This is a genomic window from Ferdinandcohnia sp. Marseille-Q9671 (assembly GCF_976954385.1).
On the sequence record NZ_CDRJTA010000001.1, the window covers coordinates 647,376 to 665,364 of the forward strand.

The 17,989-nt window shown below is 37.8% G+C and carries 19 protein-coding genes; 2 read left to right on the plus strand and 17 right to left on the minus strand.

Annotated features, from left to right (window positions below; translation table 11 throughout):
- The first annotated feature begins 273 nt into the window (after positions 1 to 273).
- Positions 274 to 540 carry a DUF2627 domain-containing protein gene (locus ACWNMY_RS03445; protein WP_449536889.1) on the plus strand — a complete coding sequence of 89 codons (267 nt, stop codon included), beginning with the start codon at positions 274 to 276 and terminating at the stop codon, positions 538 to 540.
- A 25-nt stretch (positions 541 to 565) separates the two neighbouring features.
- Here ACWNMY_RS03445 and ACWNMY_RS03450 read toward each other — a convergent pair whose 3' ends face one another.
- A complete protein-coding gene (locus ACWNMY_RS03450; RefSeq protein ID WP_449536890.1) occupies positions 566 to 1,297 on the minus strand; it encodes a glycerophosphodiester phosphodiesterase in 732 nt (243 codons plus the stop codon).
- A 65-nt stretch (positions 1,298 to 1,362) separates the two neighbouring features.
- Here ACWNMY_RS03450 and ACWNMY_RS03455 point away from each other — a divergent pair, with 65 nt between their 5' ends.
- The gene (locus ACWNMY_RS03455) at positions 1,363 to 1,509 is read left to right on the plus strand and encodes a YycC family protein (protein ID WP_449536891.1); all 147 of its coding nucleotides are present in this window, start codon (positions 1,363 to 1,365) and stop codon (positions 1,507 to 1,509) included.
- A 77-nt stretch (positions 1,510 to 1,586) separates the two neighbouring features.
- Here ACWNMY_RS03455 and spo0A read toward each other — a convergent pair whose 3' ends face one another.
- The 16 genes from spo0A to spoIIIAG form a co-directional block, all read right to left on the minus strand.
- The gene (gene spo0A, locus ACWNMY_RS03460; protein WP_449536892.1) at positions 1,587 to 2,381 is read right to left on the minus strand and encodes a sporulation transcription factor Spo0A; all 795 of its coding nucleotides are present in this window, start codon (positions 2,379 to 2,381) and stop codon (positions 1,587 to 1,589) included.
- A 293-nt stretch (positions 2,382 to 2,674) separates the two neighbouring features.
- On the minus strand, positions 2,675 to 3,964 hold the full coding sequence (gene spoIVB, locus ACWNMY_RS03465) for a SpoIVB peptidase (protein WP_449536893.1): 1,290 nt from the start codon (positions 3,962 to 3,964) through the stop codon (positions 2,675 to 2,677).
- Between the two features lie 177 nt (positions 3,965 to 4,141).
- Positions 4,142 to 5,845: a DNA repair protein RecN gene (recN, locus tag ACWNMY_RS03470; RefSeq protein WP_449536894.1), complete on the minus strand. Its 1,704-nt coding sequence runs from the start codon at positions 5,843 to 5,845 to the stop codon at positions 4,142 to 4,144.
- A 33-nt stretch (positions 5,846 to 5,878) separates the two neighbouring features.
- Complete coding sequence (ahrC, locus tag ACWNMY_RS03475) at positions 5,879 to 6,328, minus strand: transcriptional regulator AhrC/ArgR (RefSeq protein WP_449536895.1); 450 nt, start codon at positions 6,326 to 6,328, stop codon at positions 5,879 to 5,881.
- A 224-nt stretch (positions 6,329 to 6,552) separates the two neighbouring features.
- Complete coding sequence (locus ACWNMY_RS03480) at positions 6,553 to 7,383, minus strand: TlyA family RNA methyltransferase (protein ID WP_449536896.1); 831 nt, start codon at positions 7,381 to 7,383, stop codon at positions 6,553 to 6,555.
- A 2-nt stretch (positions 7,384 to 7,385) separates the two neighbouring features.
- Complete coding sequence (gene dxs / locus ACWNMY_RS03485; protein ID WP_449536897.1) at positions 7,386 to 9,278, minus strand: 1-deoxy-D-xylulose-5-phosphate synthase; 1,893 nt, start codon at positions 9,276 to 9,278, stop codon at positions 7,386 to 7,388.
- Between the two features lie 132 nt (positions 9,279 to 9,410).
- On the minus strand, positions 9,411 to 10,304 hold the full coding sequence (locus tag ACWNMY_RS03490; protein WP_449536898.1) for a polyprenyl synthetase family protein: 894 nt from the start codon (positions 10,302 to 10,304) through the stop codon (positions 9,411 to 9,413).
- Complete coding sequence (locus tag ACWNMY_RS03495) at positions 10,304 to 10,537, minus strand: exodeoxyribonuclease VII small subunit (RefSeq protein WP_449536899.1); 234 nt, start codon at positions 10,535 to 10,537, stop codon at positions 10,304 to 10,306. The genes ACWNMY_RS03490 and ACWNMY_RS03495 overlap by 1 nt, the downstream gene beginning before the upstream one ends.
- On the minus strand, positions 10,538 to 11,884 hold the full coding sequence (xseA, locus tag ACWNMY_RS03500) for an exodeoxyribonuclease VII large subunit (protein ID WP_449536900.1): 1,347 nt from the start codon (positions 11,882 to 11,884) through the stop codon (positions 10,538 to 10,540).
- Between the two features lie 12 nt (positions 11,885 to 11,896).
- Positions 11,897 to 12,763, minus strand: coding sequence for a bifunctional methylenetetrahydrofolate dehydrogenase/methenyltetrahydrofolate cyclohydrolase FolD (folD, locus tag ACWNMY_RS03505; RefSeq protein ID WP_449536901.1), 867 nt, complete (start codon positions 12,761 to 12,763; stop codon positions 11,897 to 11,899).
- Between the two features lie 72 nt (positions 12,764 to 12,835).
- On the minus strand, positions 12,836 to 13,228 hold the full coding sequence (gene nusB / locus ACWNMY_RS03510) for a transcription antitermination factor NusB (RefSeq protein WP_449536902.1): 393 nt from the start codon (positions 13,226 to 13,228) through the stop codon (positions 12,836 to 12,838).
- Positions 13,229 to 13,620: 392 nt separating this feature from the next.
- Complete coding sequence (locus tag ACWNMY_RS03515) at positions 13,621 to 14,031, minus strand: Asp23/Gls24 family envelope stress response protein (RefSeq protein ID WP_449536903.1); 411 nt, start codon at positions 14,029 to 14,031, stop codon at positions 13,621 to 13,623.
- A gap of 200 nt (positions 14,032 to 14,231) precedes the next feature.
- Positions 14,232 to 15,581, minus strand: coding sequence for an acetyl-CoA carboxylase biotin carboxylase subunit (gene accC / locus ACWNMY_RS03520; RefSeq protein ID WP_449536904.1), 1,350 nt, complete (start codon positions 15,579 to 15,581; stop codon positions 14,232 to 14,234).
- A 255-nt stretch (positions 15,582 to 15,836) separates the two neighbouring features.
- The gene (gene accB / locus ACWNMY_RS03525) at positions 15,837 to 16,346 is read right to left on the minus strand and encodes an acetyl-CoA carboxylase biotin carboxyl carrier protein (RefSeq protein WP_449536905.1); all 510 of its coding nucleotides are present in this window, start codon (positions 16,344 to 16,346) and stop codon (positions 15,837 to 15,839) included.
- 342 nt (positions 16,347 to 16,688) lie between these two features.
- The gene (locus ACWNMY_RS03530; protein WP_449536906.1) at positions 16,689 to 17,312 is read right to left on the minus strand and encodes a SpoIIIAH-like family protein; all 624 of its coding nucleotides are present in this window, start codon (positions 17,310 to 17,312) and stop codon (positions 16,689 to 16,691) included.
- Positions 17,313 to 17,987, minus strand: coding sequence for a stage III sporulation protein AG (spoIIIAG, locus tag ACWNMY_RS03535; RefSeq protein ID WP_449536907.1), 675 nt, complete (start codon positions 17,985 to 17,987; stop codon positions 17,313 to 17,315).
- Positions 17,988 to 17,989: the final 2 nt, after the last annotated feature.

Sequence of the window (17,989 nt, forward strand, 5' to 3'; positions counted from 1 at the left end):
TTTAGCTTAAATTTATAGTAAGTATTTTTTATTGAAATGAGTATTCAAAAAGGAGGATGAAAAGGACCACGTCGACAAGGACGCCACGTCCTTGTCGACACTAGCACATCCTGTGCGTCGAAAGTTCAAGGCGGCGCCGTTATGAGTGCGGAGCTTCCACAGGATGTGGTGACTTCAACGTTCGACACAGGACGTGTCGGGGGTTAGTCGAAGTTCCTACTTTAGTCATTTTCACCGGACTTTTTGAACAGCCAATTGAAAGGATCTTATAAGATGCAGCGTATACTTGCCCTACTCGTACTACTTATTCCCGGTATCATTGCGGGGATTGGAATTAAATTTATGAGAGACATGTTTTTCGGAGTGTTACACGCCCCAATTCCATCTCTAATACTCCAATTTATTATTGGCCTTGTTCTCTTCCTAGCTGGCCTCTCATTCATTGGTGGATTTATCTTATACCGCGATCGAAAAAGAAACAAAGTACAAGAAAAATTCCAAAAAGAAGGCCCTCCAAATGGAGAGCACAATAATAACTAACCCCCGCTTTTATGAGCAGGGTTTTTTATTTATGTATCAACTTGACTGCCTTTTCAGGGTAATCGGTAATAATCGCAGAACAACCATAATCGACCAATTGTTTCATCTTTTGCTCATCATTTACAGTAAAAGGGCGAACCTGTATCCCATTCAGTTTGCACCCTTCTACAATTTCTTTATTCACAGTTTGATGATAAGGATGAATTCCGTTAACCAAAAGTCTATTCGCATAATCCCAGGGTTCGTATAGTCCCTCCATATATAAAATCGCAAGTTCAACTTTACTAGACAGGTTTCTACATTTCACTAGGCTATAATGATTAAAACTTGATAAGATAACCCTTTTTTCAAACCCATAATGCTGAATCATCTCAATCGTTTTATCTTCTATTCCTTTATACGAAACAAGCCCTGTCTTAAATTCCACATTCATTAATACCTGATTTGTTGTTGCCCAATCAAAAACCTCTTCAAGAGTTGGTATTTCACAAAAACCGTATTGATCCTTGAATTTATAACTTGCGTCCATTTTTTTTATCTGTTTTAACGTGTAATCCTTAACCCAACCCTTTTCCTTCCCATTGGTTGTTCGCTTAACAGTTTCATCATGAATAACTACAATCACACCGTCTTTAGTCATTTGAATGTCTAATTCAATTCCTTCAGCCCCAACACGCGCTGCTTCTTTAAACGAAAGTAACGTATTTTCCGGATGTGTTCCTGCGGAGCCTCTATGTCCAAAAATTTTTGTTTTCATCTTTGACAATCTCCTTTTTTTGGTATACTTCTATTATAATTCATTTTACTAAGGAGCAGTACTATATGAGGCCATTACAGATTTCTGCAGAAACCGCAGAACGTTTATCTAATTTTCTACAAGTTCCAATCGAACAAATCATGCATATGCCCCAGCATATCCTTATTCAGAAATTAATGGAGTTAGAACGAGCAGATAAAGAAGAAAAATAACAAAAACACCGCTTTCAAGTAGAAGGCGGTGTTTCCATTTATAAATTATGATAAGTTCAAGATCAATTCTTACCCTCTCAAGAAGCCTTGTGCTCCAAACGCAGCTTATCAGCCACCATTGCAATGAATTCACTGTTTGTAGGCTTAGCTTTAGACATACTCACCGTATAACCGAAAAGGCTAGAAATAGAATCGATATTTCCACGGCTCCACGCAACTTCAATCGCATGACGAATTGCACGTTCTACACGACTGGCAGTTGTATTAAATTTCTTTGCAATATCCGGATAAAGAACCTTTGTAATTGAACCTAATAGTTCAATATCATTGTATACCATAGAAATTGCTTCTCTTAGGTATAAGTACCCCTTGATATGTGCAGGAACACCTATTTCATGAATGATGCTTGTAATACTAGCATCTAAATTCTTTGGTCCACTCTCTTGTTGGGAGCGAAGAATAGAATTCGATGATGATCTTTTAATGAATGGAGCTGCTTTCCCACTCACTTGTCGGATTCTACTAGCTAGGTTCTCCATATCAAATGGCTTTAAAATAAAGTAGGCAGCGCCTAAATCTACAGCCTTTGTTGTAACATCCTCCTGACCAAAAGCAGTTAACATAATTACATTCGGCTGTTTTTCAAGCTTTAATTCACGCAGCTTTTCTAAAACAGCTAACCCATCTAAATGAGGCATAATTATATCTAAAACGAGAACATCAGGTTGTTTTTCTTGAAGTAAGTTGAGGCAGTCTTGACCATTGTACGCAACACCTAACACTTCGATATCATCTTGACTTGATAAGTATTCGTCAAGCAAATTAACCAGTTCTCTGTTATCATCGACCACACAAACTTTAATTTTCTTCACTATATTTCCTCCTCAAGCTAAATCCAGAAAATTTGTATATATTCTTATTCTAAAGAAAGAATTCGACAATGCAATGAAAAATCCTTTTATTTTTTAAAAAAATAGGAAAAATTTATTGAAAAATAAATTATTCTCCATTATACTTAAATATTCGACTAAAACCGGCACAATTTCTTGGGGAAATCTTGTTTTTGTCGAAAAATCTTTGTGCCATTTTATTATATAATTCATTCTTATTTTTAGCGATAGGTTTTCTCATTATTATTAAAAAAAACCAAAGGAAAGGCGAGCCGTTAGCTCGCCTTTTTTTGTTCCTTTTTATAAATATCAATACCCGCTTCACTTAGCATCCATTCTATGTGTACACCATAGCCACTTGTTGGGTCGTTTACGAATACATGTGTAACGGCTCCAATTAGTTTTCCATCTTGGATTATTGGACTACCGCTCATCCCCTGCACAATGCCTCCCGTTTTATCCAATAGGCGTTTGTCAGTAATTTTTACAACCATTCCTTTTGTAGCAGGAATTTTCTGAGGAACAGCACTTACAATTTCAATGTCAAACTCCTCAACTTTGTCGTCCTCAACAACAGTTAAAATTTTTGCAGGTCCTGGTTTTACTTGGTGTGATAGTGCAATCGGAATCGGCTTATCCATAATTCCGTTATTCACTTGTTTGTTTAATTCCCCAAAAATACCAAAGGGGCTGTTTCGTTTGATGTTACCGATTATTTCTTTATCTGCTGAAAATCTTGCCAACTTTTCACCTGGGTCACCGTTACTCCCTTTTTCAATAGATGTCACCGTCGATCGTACGATTTGCCCATCTGAAACAACGATGGGTTCCTTGGTATCCATATCCGAAATAACATGGCCTAACGCCCCATACTTTTTTGTATCTGGGTGATAAAAGGTCATTGTCCCAATTCCAGCGGCGGAATCACGTATATATAAGCCAATTCGGTATGCCTCATCATTCTTATCCTTAAGCGGCATTAGTTTCGTTTTGATGTCTTCATTATCACGGACAATAACTAAGTTTAACGCTTCACCTGTTTTGCCCGATTCTTGAACAAATGGACCAACATCACTCATTTTTTCAATCTTTTTACCATTAATTTCTTTGATAATGTCCCCAACCTCTACTCCAGCAATTTCTCCTGGAGATTTTTTACCATCTACTGTGTCGATTTGGTGATGACCAACCACCAATACCCCTAAGGTGTTTAATTTCACACCAATCGACTGACCACCAGGGATTACTTTAAAATCTGATAAAACATTAACATCGACTTTTTTTACAGGAATTCCAGCTAACTCAACCATCATCTTACCTTCACCGCTATTATTTGCAGCTACAGTGATTTTTTGATCTTCTACAGCTGACAAAAAGGCGGGATTGACTTGGTCCATGGATGTTGTAACTGGCAATGAGGATTGAACTGTGAAATTTTGGCCTTCAAATAGAGTAAGTTGCTTTGGAATGTCTATATATTCTTTAAGAGGCTTATAAAAACCTAAAGCCACTATTGAAACAAGGAGAAATGTACCGATTATATATCTAATTTTATCTATTTTCATTATAATTCACTCTCCTCGCTCCTATCCCACGCCATTTTTTTATGGCTACATTCTATAATTTGGCCTTTCTAGGCAACATTTATAACCTCAATGAGATTAAAAAAGCTACCCAATTTGGATAGCATTACAAATATTATTCTTTTGCAACAAAGTATAAAGCCATTTTGGAGGGAACTTCTATAGTTGACGAGCAAGTTTACTATCATTTGCTAATTTCAAAAGTTCTTTTGCATGCTCTTTTGTTAGGTCGGTTATTTCCACACCAGAAATCATTCTACACATTTCCTTAATCTTCTCTTGCTCATCCAGTGGTGTAACAGAGGATGTGGTTCTCCCTTGGACGGTTTTCTTTGCAATAAAGAGATGGGTATCTGCCATCGCAGCAACCTGTGGGAGATGAGAAATACATAAAACCTGTGATCCTACAGAAATCCCATATATCTTTTCTGCAATAGCTTGTGCTACACGGCCACTAACACCTGTATCTACTTCATCAAAAATAATCGAAGTTACACCTTGATGCTTCGAGAAGATACTCTTAATTGCGAGCATAATCCTCGATATCTCTCCTCCAGAAGCGATTTTTGCCAATGGCTTCAGTGGTTCACCTGGATTTGTCGAGATATAAAATTCGATATCATCTTGGCCAGTTGGTGTAAATTTTTGATGAGTACCACCAGGTAGAAAACTTATATCAAATTTCGCTTTTTCCATATAAAGCTCTTTTAGTTCTTTTCCTATCTTATTAATCAGTTCTTTTGCCAGTTTTTTTCGTATCTTTGAAACATTTTCGGCTTCTAGTTTAACGTCTTCTAAAACTGACTCAAGTTCTTCCTTAAGATTCCCTATATGCTGTTCTCGGTTTTGGATTGTGTCAATCTCATCCTCAATTTTTGCCGCATACTCGAGGATCTCTTCAACGGTTTGTCCATATTTTCTCTTTAATTGAGTAATTTCATTCAAACGACCTTCAATAAAATCTAAACGTGCTGGGTCATATTCAAGTTGATCTAGATGGTCTCGAATCCTATAGGAGATTTCCTCTAACAAATAAAAGCTATTTGAAATGGTTTCGTGAATATCTTTTAAATCTTTATCAATGTCCACGACATCCTCTGAGTGATTCATGGCAAGTCCAACCCAATCGAGACCTTTCTGGTCGCCATAGAGAGCATTATAACTATTTTGAAGGGACTTATATATTCTTTCATAATTTGAAATCTTTCTTTTCTCTTCTATTAGTTCTAGATCCTCTTGAGGCTGTAAATTGGCCTTCCCAATTTCTTTTAATTGAAATTGGATTAAATCCAAGCGATGGGCCATTTCTTGCTCATTTTCATTAAAGTTAGTAAGTCTTTGCTTAACACTCTTATACTTTCTATACACTTCTCCATACTCGAGTAAAGCTTGTTTTATCGTCGAACCTCCGTATTGGTCAAGCATATGAAGGTGCTGGTCTTGATTCATTAAATCTTGGTGTTCATGTTGTCCGTGTATGTCAATTAATGTTCTTCCAAATTCACGTAGAATTGATATCGTTACAAGTTTGCCGTTTATTCTACAAACACTTTTCCCTGTTTTTGAAATATCTCTGCGTAAAACAATCATTCCCTCGCTAATATCAATACCAAATTCCTTTGCTTTTGTATAGCTTGGATGATTATCATCTTCAATTAAAAATAAACCTTCTATTTCAGCCCGATCTTCACCATATCTGACAAACTCTGCTGAGCCTCTTCCACCCACTAATAAATGAATGGCGTCAATTATGATTGATTTACCTGCCCCTGTTTCACCAGTTAGGACAGTCAGCCCTTTTTCTAATGAAATCGAAAGAGATTCGATAATCGCGAAATTTTTAACCGATAATTCTGCTAACAATTACTACACCCCTAACTCCGATCTTAAACTTTCTTATAGCATATCTAGAAATCGTTTTGATACTGTCTCAGTTTGTTCTGGAGTTTTACAGATGATTAAAATGGTATCATCGCCACAAATTGTACCTAATATTTCGTCCCAATCTAAATGATCTATTAAAGCTCCTATAGCGTTCGCATTTCCAGGTAGGGTTTTCATAACGAGCATATGTCCTGCTGAATCTATCTTAACGAATGCATCCATTAAGGAGCGTTTTAATTTTTGAAGTGGATTGAAACGTTGGTCGGCAGGTAAACTATACTTATATCGACCATCAATCATTGGAACCTTTACCAAGTGAAGTTCTTTAATATCTCGAGACACAGTTGCCTGTGTTATGTTATAACCCTCACTCTTTAGAATATCAACAATTTCATCTTGTGTTTCTATATCATTACTTGTGATAATTTCACGTATTTTGATATGTCTTTGCCCCTTATTCATCGTGAGATCCTCCCTAATCAAATGATCTTTGGCGGTATTTAACCGAATTTATTTGAATATTTCTTTTATGTAAACGTACGAGTAGTATTATTACATCCTATGTTAGCCGATTCTGACAGAATTGTACATTTTTTTCACCATATATATTAGTTAACAATGTCACTGACGTATTTACATTTTACCCATTAAGAAAGAGGATAGCAGTCTAGCCATCCCCTTCCCGTTTATTTTTCACTCTTTAGTATAGTATGAGCGTTCTCAACAACTTCTTGTTCAGATACAGGTAGCTTATTCTCACCGATTTCGACTGGTCCATTCCAGCGCAGGTGCAGTAAAAATTCAATATTGCCTTCTCCCCCTGTAATCGGTGAAAAGGATAAATTGATGCAATCGTAACCTTCTTTCAAGGACAGCATGATAATTTGGGTTAATACCGCTTCATGCGTTTTCGGATCACGAACAATTCCTTTTTTGCCAACTAGCTCTTTGCCTGCCTCAAATTGAGGTTTTACAAGTGCTACCACGTCACTATTAGGAACAAGTAATGTTTTTAGCACTGGCAAAATCAGCCGCAGTGAGATAAAAGAAACATCGATTGTTGCAAACTCAGGTAATCCGTGCTGCAAGTCAGCTGGAGTTACGTATCTAAAGTTGGTTCGCTCCATTACGACAACACGTTCATCCTGTCTTAGTTTCCAAGCAAGCTGGTTATATCCAACATCAAGAGCATACGAGAGCTTCACACCGTTTTGAAGTGCACAATCAGTAAAGCCACCCGTAGATGAACCTACATCAATCATAATCTTATCTTTTATTTGCAGATCAAAGTCTTTAATTGCTTTCTCGAGCTTTAATCCTCCTCTACTAACATAAGGGATCACATTTCCCTTTATCGTAAGAGGAATATCAATTTCAACTTTTTCACCAGGCTTGTCTAATCTCTCTTCATTTGAGTAAACAAGACCAGCCATAATTGAACGTTTTGCCTTTTCTCTTGTATCAATAAGCCCACGTTCAACTAATAGCACGTCCAGTCTTTCTTTTTTTGTACCCATGTCTACACTCTCTTCTGCTTTTTCGGTACTAGTTTATGAATACGCTCTACCGCATTTTCCGTTGTCAGACCGATTTCAAGAAGTAGCTCATTTACATTCCCATGTTCAATAAATTGATCTGGAATACCCATACGATCAATTTGGTTGTTTTGATAGTTATGGTCATGCGCAAATTCAAGTACAGCACTTCCAAACCCGCCTTGAAGGACTGATTCTTCAATTGTTAAAATAGGAAGATTTGAACCTAGAATTTGGTGCATCATATCGTTATCTAATGGTTTGATAAATCGAGCGTTCACCACTCTTACGGATATATCCTCTTTTTCTAAGCGTTCTGCCGCCTCAATAGCCATAGGTATAGTAGTTCCAAACGTTAGGATAACAGCATCTGTACCCGGTCTTATGATTTCCCAAGAGCCTATCGGAAGAAGCTTTAACTCTTCCTCCATCTCAACTCCAAGTCCATTACCTCTTGCATAACGCAATGCAATTGGGCCATCGTCATAATGAAAGGCCGTATTTACCATATGTTGACCTTCATTTTCATCCTTTGGCATCATGATAACCATATTCGGGATATGCCTTAAGAATGCTATATCAAAAACGCCTTGATGTGTTTCACCATCTGCTCCAACTAAACCTGATCTGTCGATTCCGAAGACAACATTTAGATTTTGACGGGCTACATCGTGAACAACCTGGTCATACGCTCTTTGTAAAAATGTTGAATAAATAGCTAGAAACGGCTTCATATCCTGTGTAGCTAAGCCGGCCGCCATAGTCGTCGCATGCTGTTCGGCAATTCCAACATCATACATTCGATCTGGGAATTCCTTTGCAAACTTTTCAAGCTTTGAGCCTACAGGCATCGCTGGCGTAATTGCCACAATTCGCTTATCATTTTTTGCTAACTTCCGAACTGTTTCACTAATGACAGCACTCCAAGCTGGAGGTGCATTTACAGGCTTAACAAAGTCACCCGTATCAATCTTATACGGTCCTGTACCATGCCAAGTACCAATTTTATCTGATTCAGCTGGATAGTAGCCTTTACCTTTTTTGGTGATAACATGTACTAATACTGGACCCTTGGTCTTTTTCGCATATTCAAACGTTTCAAATAAGTCCTCGAAGTTGTGTCCATCGATTGGACCTAGGTATGTAAACCCTAGCTCTTCAAAGAAAACACCTGAAACAAGTAAATATTTGAGGCTATCCTTCACACGTTCTGCAGTTGATGCAAGTTTGCCACCTACAGCAGGTATCTTCTTTAGTAAAAGTTCAAGCTCATCCTTTACCCAATTATATTTTCCAGCTGTACGTAATCTTGCCAGAACATTATGAAGAGCCCCAACATTTGGAGCAATTGACATTTCATTGTCATTTAATATGACAATCATGTCCTTTTTTTCGTGTCCAATATGGTTTAGGGCCTCTAATGCCATTCCACCGGTTAAAGCACCATCTCCAATAATTGGGATGACAAATTCCTTTGTTCCTTTAATATCACGAGCTACAGCCATCCCCATTGCGGCAGATAGACTCGTTGAGCTATGCCCTGTTTCCCAAACGTCATGCTCACTCTCAACACGTTTCGGAAACCCACATAGCCCCTTATATTGGCGTAAGGAATCGAATTCACTAGCACGCCCTGTTAAAATCTTATGTACATAGGATTGATGTCCTACATCCCATAGAAATTTGTCCTTAGGACTGTCAAATTCCTTATGCAATGCAATTGTTAATTCAACTACCCCAAGATTAGGACCAATATGTCCACCTGTCTTTGACAACTTTGCAATTAAAAATTGACGAATATCCTCGCTAAGCTGATTTAGTTCATCTATTGTCAAATTTTTAAGGAACTTGGGGTCTTTTATATTTTGAAGATCCAAAGGATTCACTCACTTTCATTTACTATTCAGCAGGCAAAAACACCTTTTTACTATGGCAAACCATACTCGCGCCAAGATTTGTTCAAACTGCTTTAATAGACTTTTATAAATCCGATAGGCGCGCAGGTATTTTTAATGATCTCTAGATGCGATTAAAGTGCACATATGGTCTAGTATATCATGTTTTAATTCAACACTATATAAAAACCGCCGAGCTTCATCTACATGAAAAGTTAATTTTTCCTTTGCACCTTCAAGAGTTAAAAGGGCCGGATATGTATTTTTATTATTTCCTGTATCACTACCAACCGGCTTACCAAGCACAACCTCAGTGCCCTCTATGTCTAAAATATCATCTCTAATCTGAAAGGCTAAACCTAAATGATGGGCAAATTGAGTTAGTTTGTCGATTTGCTCATTAGTAGCATTTGCAAGAATGGCTCCTGCAATTACACTATAAGCCAACAATTTACCGGTTTTATTACGGTGAATATATTCCAATTCATCCAATTTTAATACCTTGCCTTCACCTTGCATATCAGCAACTTGACCACCAACCATCCCTTCAGAACCAGAAGCTTTCGCTAACTCTGTAATTAGCTTTAGCTTTGTCACAGGAGAAATAGTATCATCTAAGCCTTCAGAAATTACTTGGAAGCTATGTGTTAAAAGCCCATCTCCTGCGAGAATGGCAACTGCTTCACCAAAGACTTTATGGTTCGTAGGCTTTCCTCTTCGTAGATCATCATCATCCATACTCGGTAAATCATCATGGATAAGAGAGTATGTGTGAATCATTTCAATCGCACATGCAACAGGTAATCCTATACTCTCTTCTTTTCCAAAAGAATGAAGTGTACCCAGTAACAAAACTGGACGAATTCTTTTCCCGCCTGCTTCAAGGGAATATCTCATCGCATCTTTTAGTATTTGAGGAGCTGTCATGTCAGAGATATAAGATGGAAGTAGTTCCTCAACTTTTTGTTTTTGAATGTTAATAAATTGCTCTACATCAGTTGGGCCCACTATTCTTCCTCCTGAATCGTAAACGGCTCAAGCTCGCCATCTTCTCGCAAAATTTGTTCCATTTGCTTTTCAACATGCTGAAGCTTATCGTGGCATAGCTTTGAAAGCTTCATTCCCTCTTGGAAATAGGAGATTGCTTTCTCTAAAGGAACATCCCCTTCTTCAAGGCGGCCTACAATATGTTCAAGCTGCTCCATTGCTTCTTCAAAGGATAACACCTTTTCTTCACTCATTTATTGTCTCTCCTCTATATCTATAACTTCACAATCAAGCTGACCATCTGTTAGCTTAACTTTAATGCGATTCCCCTGTTCTACCTGGTTTACACTTTTAACTAAACGGGTTTCATCGTCATATACCAGACTGTATCCACGTTCCATTATTTTAAGTGGACTTAGTGCCTCAAGCTTTGATACCACAGATGAAAACTCAAATTGTTTATGTTTAAGTATTTGTGAAAATTCCTTTACTAACATCTTAGTATTTAAATCCTGCTTTTGTTTCGCTTGTATTAGTTTCTCTTTCGGATGGTTATGTTGTAACCGTACGCTAAGCTTTTGGAATTCTTCTCGCTTACGGGCAATCACCATTGCTCCTTCTCTTCCTAAGCGATCAACTAATCGATCTAATTGTTGTTCTTTCTGATCATAGAGGTTTTTTGGGAAACGAAAGGCATATGATTTCTTTAATGTATCTAATCTTTTTGTATCTTGAGCAAGTTTTTCCTTTAAGGCACGTAATAACCGAGTATGTCTTACCAATAAACGCTCTGATAGCTCAGCTATATGCGGTACCGCTAACTCAGCTGCTCCTGTTGGTGTGGGTGCACGTAAGTCAGATACAAAATCAGCAATCGTTATGTCTGTTTCATGACCAACAGCTGAAATGACCGGTACCCTCGATTGAAATATTGCTCTAGCTACTTGTTCTTCATTAAATGCCCACAGCTCTTCAATTGAACCGCCACCACGGCCCACAATTAGCACATCAATGTCACCGAAATCATTTGCTTTTTCAATCGCTTTAGCTACTGATGGTCCGGCATTTACACCTTGAACAAGAGCAGGAAATACAATTACCTTAGCAATCGGATATCTTCGTCTAATTGTCGTAATAATATCCCGAATCGCTGCACCTGTAGGAGATGTTACAATCCCAATATATTGAGGAATTTTAGGAATTGGTTTTTTATAACGATCTGAAAAAAGCCCTTCTGCCTCTAACCGTTTCTTTAGCTCTTCATAAGCTAAGTATAAATTTCCGATTCCATCAGGTTGCATTTCTTTTACGTACAGTTGGTAATTACCATTAGACTCAAATACTGTAACCTCACCACGAACCAATACCTTCATTCCGTTTTCAGGAGTAAACTTCAAATCTTTGTTATAACCTGCAAACATCACGGATTGGATTCTAGCTTGTTGATCCTTTATTGTAAAATACATATGTCCACGGCTATGAGCTTTAAAGTTTGATATTTCTCCCTTCACCCATATATCTTGAAGGTGTGGGTCTGCATCAAATTTTCGTTTAATATATTTCGTTAACGCCGTAACGGTTAAATAACGATTTTGGTCCATTTCTATTGATCCCTACTTCCTTGAAAGAAGGGCAAAATTCTTAGCAGATTGAACGGTATTGTGAAGGAGCATTGTAATTGTCATAGGTCCAACTCCACCAGGTACTGGTGTTATGTAGCTTGCCTTTTCTTTAGCCTCTTCAAATATAACATCCCCAACTAGCTTACCGGTGGTTTCAAGGCGATTAACGCCAACATCAATTACAGCTGCACCTTCTTTAATATAATCCGCTGGAATAAAGTTGGCTTTCCCAACAGCAGCTACTAGAATATCTGCTTGAAGTGTCATTTCTTTAAGATTCTTAGTCCTTGAGTGACAGTATGTCACAGTTGCATTTTCTTTAAGAAATAGCTGCCCTACTGGTTTACCGACAATATTACTTCTACCTACAACCACAACATGCTTACCATCAATCGGAATTTGTTTGGATTTTACCATTTCAATAATTCCAAACGGAGTACATGGTAAAAAGGAGTCTTGTCCAGTCATCATTCTGCCAATATTAATTGGGTGGAATCCATCGACATCTTTTTCTGGAGAGATCTTCTCAATTACCGCTGTTTCATTTATAGCTGCTGGCAATGGTAATTGAACAAGGATTCCATGGATAGAGGAATCCTGATTTAAACGCTCAATCTCTTGTAGTAAAGATTCCTCCGTAATTGTGTCTGGATATTCCAGCAGTACGGAGTGAATTCCAGTTTCCTTACAAGCTTTCTCTTTTCCTTTTACATAAGAACGTGAAGCTGGATTATTTCCAACTAATAATACAGCTAAACCTGGTACAATACCGTCATTTGCTAATTTCTCTACCTCGGCCGCAATCTCATTTCGCTTCGTTTGTGCTAATTCTTTTCCACTAATAATTTCTGCTGCCATTCTCTTACACTCTCCCCTGATTTCCTATGTTCATATTCTATCGTTTTATTAGTCCTTCAATTTCACTAAAAACTACTGCAATAATGTATCTTTGACCTTTGAAAGAATTGCATTTACGAAACGGCTTGAACTGTCATCTCCAAATTCCTTTGCAAGTTCGATTGCTTCATCAATACTAACTTTAATAGGAATTTCCTCAATGTATTTCATTTCATAGACGGCAATACGTAAAATAGAGCGGTCTACATTTGCTAATCTTTCAAGATTCCATTTCTCCAAATGATCCCGTAAAATGGCATCAATGTCTTCTTTTTGCTCGACAACTCCATGTACAAGTTGCTCCAAGAAAGGATTTGTCGACTCTTCTTCAAGTACATTTTCAATAGCTTCTTTTGGATCACTTTCACTTACATCAATTTGAAACAACGATTGCAGAGCTTTTTGTCTTGCTGTACGTCTCTTCATAGTATTACTCCTTTATGTATATAAAACTTTACTTGTTCTTTATATATAGTTCTATCCATTATCATGATAATATCATAACTTTATTTTAAAATAAAAAAAATCCGTAATAAAAAAACAAAAGTCCTAGCGCCTCGAAAGTGAACGTCCACTAAAGACTGCCACGTCCTGCGCAAACGGGGACGTCAGCACTTCCTCGAAATTGCTATGCATTTTCTTCGTGCGATGATATGCTGTCGAAGCTTTCCTTGTCCTGTGCAAGTCCGACAAGGGCACCTCGAGGGGCTTGGCGCTGGAACTAGGTGTCGAAATATCTTTCCACTGTTCAAGAACTTTATAATTTCCTAAACAAGAAAAAAAAGTCTGACAGCGTTTGCCATCAGACTCACTTTTCATTATAGTTCTTGGTCGACTTGAACTTCTGTCTTCTGAGACTCTAATAAAACTCCGACTACATGGATATTTACTTCATTCGCATCTAGTGCTGTCATATTTAATAAAGCCTGACGAACATTGTCTTGAATTTGACGAGCAACGTTAGGAATCGAAACGCCAAAGTTCATCACACAGAATACATCAACGATAATACCAGTTTCTGTTAGTTCAACCTTAACACCTTTACCATGGTTTTTCTTACCAAGTCTTTCAACTACTCCAGAAGCAAAATTGCCTCTCATCTGCGCAACTCCTTCAACTTCTGAAGAAGCAATACCCGCGATAACTTCAATAACTTCTGGTGCAATCTCAACCTTGCCTAGACCGTTATTACCTTGATTCATCTCCAATAGATTCGTTTCAGCTGCCATTAGCAAGCACCTCCTACATTTAATTTTATTCAGTTCCCACTTCTATATGTGGTAGTTGAATGCTCTATAAGTAATTCAGATGGGGTCCGAATCCCATCTGAATAAAAGTAAGCCTCCGGCGGATGCCACAATTTTTAATGGAACGTCCGAGCAAGCTCGAAAAAATCGGGCGCAAATACGCCAAAGCGTACTTGAACGTACTACTTCATTACCTCATATAATTCAAGAAATTTTGTGTTGAAGTCTCCGCCAACAAATTTTTCATGATTCATTAGCTTTAGGTGGAACGGAATTGTCGTGTGTACACCCTCAATCACAAACTCACTTAGTGCACGTCTCATTCTAGCAATTGCTTCTTCCCTTGTCGCACCATATGTAATAAGCTTTGCAATCATTGAATCATAATATGGTGGGATTGTATAACCAGGATATGCTGCTGAATCAACTCTAACACCTAGACCTCCTGGTGGTAGGTACATTTCTATTTTACCAGGAGAAGGCATAAAATTCTTCTCTGGATTTTCTGCATTGATTCGGCATTCAATTGACCATCCGTTGAACGTCACATCACTTTGACTTAACGAAAGCGTCTCGCCTGACGCAACTTTAATCTGTTCTTTGATTAAGTCCACGCCTGTTACCATTTCGGTTACCGGATGCTCAACCTGAATTCTTGTATTCATTTCCATGAAATAGAATTGATCATTTACATGATCATAAATAAATTCAATCGTACCTGCACCAGAGTATGAAACGGCTTGTGCTGCTTTTACAGCTGCTTCGCCCATCTTTTGTCTTGTACCTTCATTTAGTGCTGGTGATGGTGTCTCTTCTACTAGCTTTTGCAAACGACGTTGAATAGAGCAATCTCTTTCACCTAAATGTATCACATTACCATGGTTATCTGCTAATACTTGTATTTCAACATGGCGAAAATCTTGAATATATTTTTCAATATATACACCTGGGTTACCGAATGCAGTTGCTGCTTCCTGCTGAGTTATATTAATACCTTTAACTAATTCTTCTTCATCCTTCGCGACACGAATCCCTTTTCCGCCGCCTCCAGCAGTTGCTTTAATGATAACAGGATAACCCATTTCATTAGCTAACGTAATTGCTTCATCAGCATCCTTGATAATCCCCTTGGAGCCAGGAACAACCGGAACACCCGCTTCCCTCATCGTTTCACGCGCAACATCCTTAGTCCCCATTTTATTGATTGCCTCAGGGCTTGGGCCAATAAATGTAATGTTTACTTCACGGCATAACTCTGCGAAATCTGCATTCTCAGCTAAGAAGCCGTATCCTGGATGAATTCCTTCGCTTCCTGTAAGCTTTGCAACACTAATAATATTTGTGAAATTTAAATAGCTGTCTTTAGAAGATTTCGGTCCAATGCAGTATGCTTCATCTGCTAATTGAACATGAAGTGACTCACGGTCTGCTTCAGAGAAAACAGCTACTGTTTCAATTCCGAGCTCCTTACAAGCTCGAATGATACGAACTGCTATTTCTCCACGATTGGCTATTAATACTTTTTTTAACATGAGGTCGCTCCTTACTTTATGTGATGTTCAAAAAGTCGGCCGAATATGACACATCAAGAGTGGAACTTCAACTACATGCCGACACCTGTATGAAACGTCGAAGTTACCACATCCTTAGGAAGCGCGTTGGCCTGTTTCTGCGTTCATTACGTATAAAACTTTATATGCTACGGAACGCGAGAGCTGCAAGGCCTACGCACTGGAAGTTCTTGTGTCAACAAGACTTATGGACGCAGTCCTTTTTTTGAACAAACTTTATGCTTTTACGAGGAATAATGGTTGACCATACTCCACAAGTTGTCCATTTTCAACCAATATTTCAACAATTTCTCCATTTACTTCTGCTTCAATTTCGTTAAATAGTTTCATTGCTTCTACGATACAAACAACTGAATCTTCTTTAACTTTATCACCTTTTTGAACATATGCACTTGCATCTGGTGATGGTGAAGCATAAAAAGTTCCTACCATCGGTGAAACAATTTTATGTAAGTTTTCATCAACTGCAGGTGTTTCTGCTACAACTGGCTCAGCTACTTTTGCCTGTGCTTGTGGTTGTGTTTGTTGTACCGCATTCTGAGCAACCTCAGTAACAGTTGGAACAGCCGGCTGTGCCTGTACCTTGTTTTGAACAACTGTTTCAACAATTGTTTCTTTTTGCTTCTTCATTTTTATCTTAGAACCTTCACTTTCAAATGTAAACTCATCAATATTGGATTGATCTACTAACTTAATAAGTTCACGTAGCTCTTGAATTTTAATCATTGGTTACACTCCTTGTATTTTACAGAAATAGTTCAATGTGAGAACTTCATTTTATTGCTAGTATTAGTACCACATACTAATATGATACGATACTTAAATCCATCTTTTCAATATATTGTGGAGATTTTTTATTGAAAGCGATGTCATTTTTACGTAAATAACTATCAAAAACTAGTAAAAATTGTATACGTTTCATAAGAATTATACCCTATATTGATTAGTATTGGAGGGATTAAAGAAAATAAAAAAAATGAGGCAGAAGATTGTGTTGAGCTATAATGTTGGAAAATAAAGGAAAAGAACGAAGAAAGCACGGCTTTTTGAGCCATGCTTTACAAATCATTATTCGCTTTCTTCTTCAGTTAATTGAAATTGTACAGCAACATTTTGAAGGTCGCCTAACTCGCTGCGAACAAGACGTAGAATTTCATTTGCTGCTTGCTTAGAGCTCTCTTTCGATTTAACTGTAATCTTAATTTTGTCACCTTCTACACGTACCAATGCATCTTCGTAGTTATTGCCTTTGATTAGCATTTCGATGATTTTCTCTTTTGATTCAATATCTTCTAGATTCTTTAAGTCTTCATATGCCTGGTTCTTTTGGTCAGCTGTTAAATCCTTTGATGCAGTTTGCTCTTCTAGTGTACTTCTTAATTTGCTGCGTTGCTCGTCAATTTCCAAACGTAATGCTGCAAACATATCGTCACTTGAAACAGAAGAAATCACATTTCCTTCTTCATCTTCTTCAACTGTTACACTTGAGCCTTCGCCTTCACTTTTGCCATCTTCATTTTTGTTTTCTGTAGCTGTTTCTTCTACATTTTCATTTTGAGTTTCTTTTTCCTCTTCCTGCTGCATTGCTAGATCTCCATTGTTGTTTTCCGGAGTTGTAATATAATAGACCGATAACACAACAACTAGACTTAACATTGTTAATAACCATACAGTTTGCTTTTTCAATAACATTTATGAATCCCCCTTTGTTTTCCTTGGTACTACTGCCACTTTATGATTTGGAACATCAAATCCCTTTGTAACAGCCTCAACCACCATTTGTTTTATTTTTGCATTTTCAACACCCTTAGCGACGATTAGAACGCTCCGTATGTCTGGCTTTTCAATTTTTAAGATAATTGGAGTTTCTGAATCACCACTTCGAATGATAACAACTTGTTCATCCTTCGTTACATCCTCAACTTGTCTTTTTCCACCGTCCCGATCCTCTTCATTCGTGATTTGACTCTGGGTTACGGTGTTTTTTTCGAGCACCTTTGTTTCGGTGGCATCTACACTTACTGTTACAATGACATCCTCTACTCCAGCTATGGCCTCTAGTGCTTCTTTAAGCTCGTTTTCATAACGATCTTCGTACTCGGAGATAGCCATCGTTAGCTCATCCTTTTTATGACCAAACGTAGGCTCCTCTTCGGCACTTGCATCTGAGGATGAAGCTGTCATTACAGAAGATGTTGGTTTGTCACCAGAAAACAGGTTACTTATTAACATAAAGGCTATTCCAACTGCCAATAAAAGTAAGAAATATTGGTTCTTCTTTTTGTTCCCCTTCTTATCAGGTGGTTCATCTTTCGACCCAGAGAACATTCCTTTGATGGTGTTCAAAATTCCTTTGTTTTTATCCATCT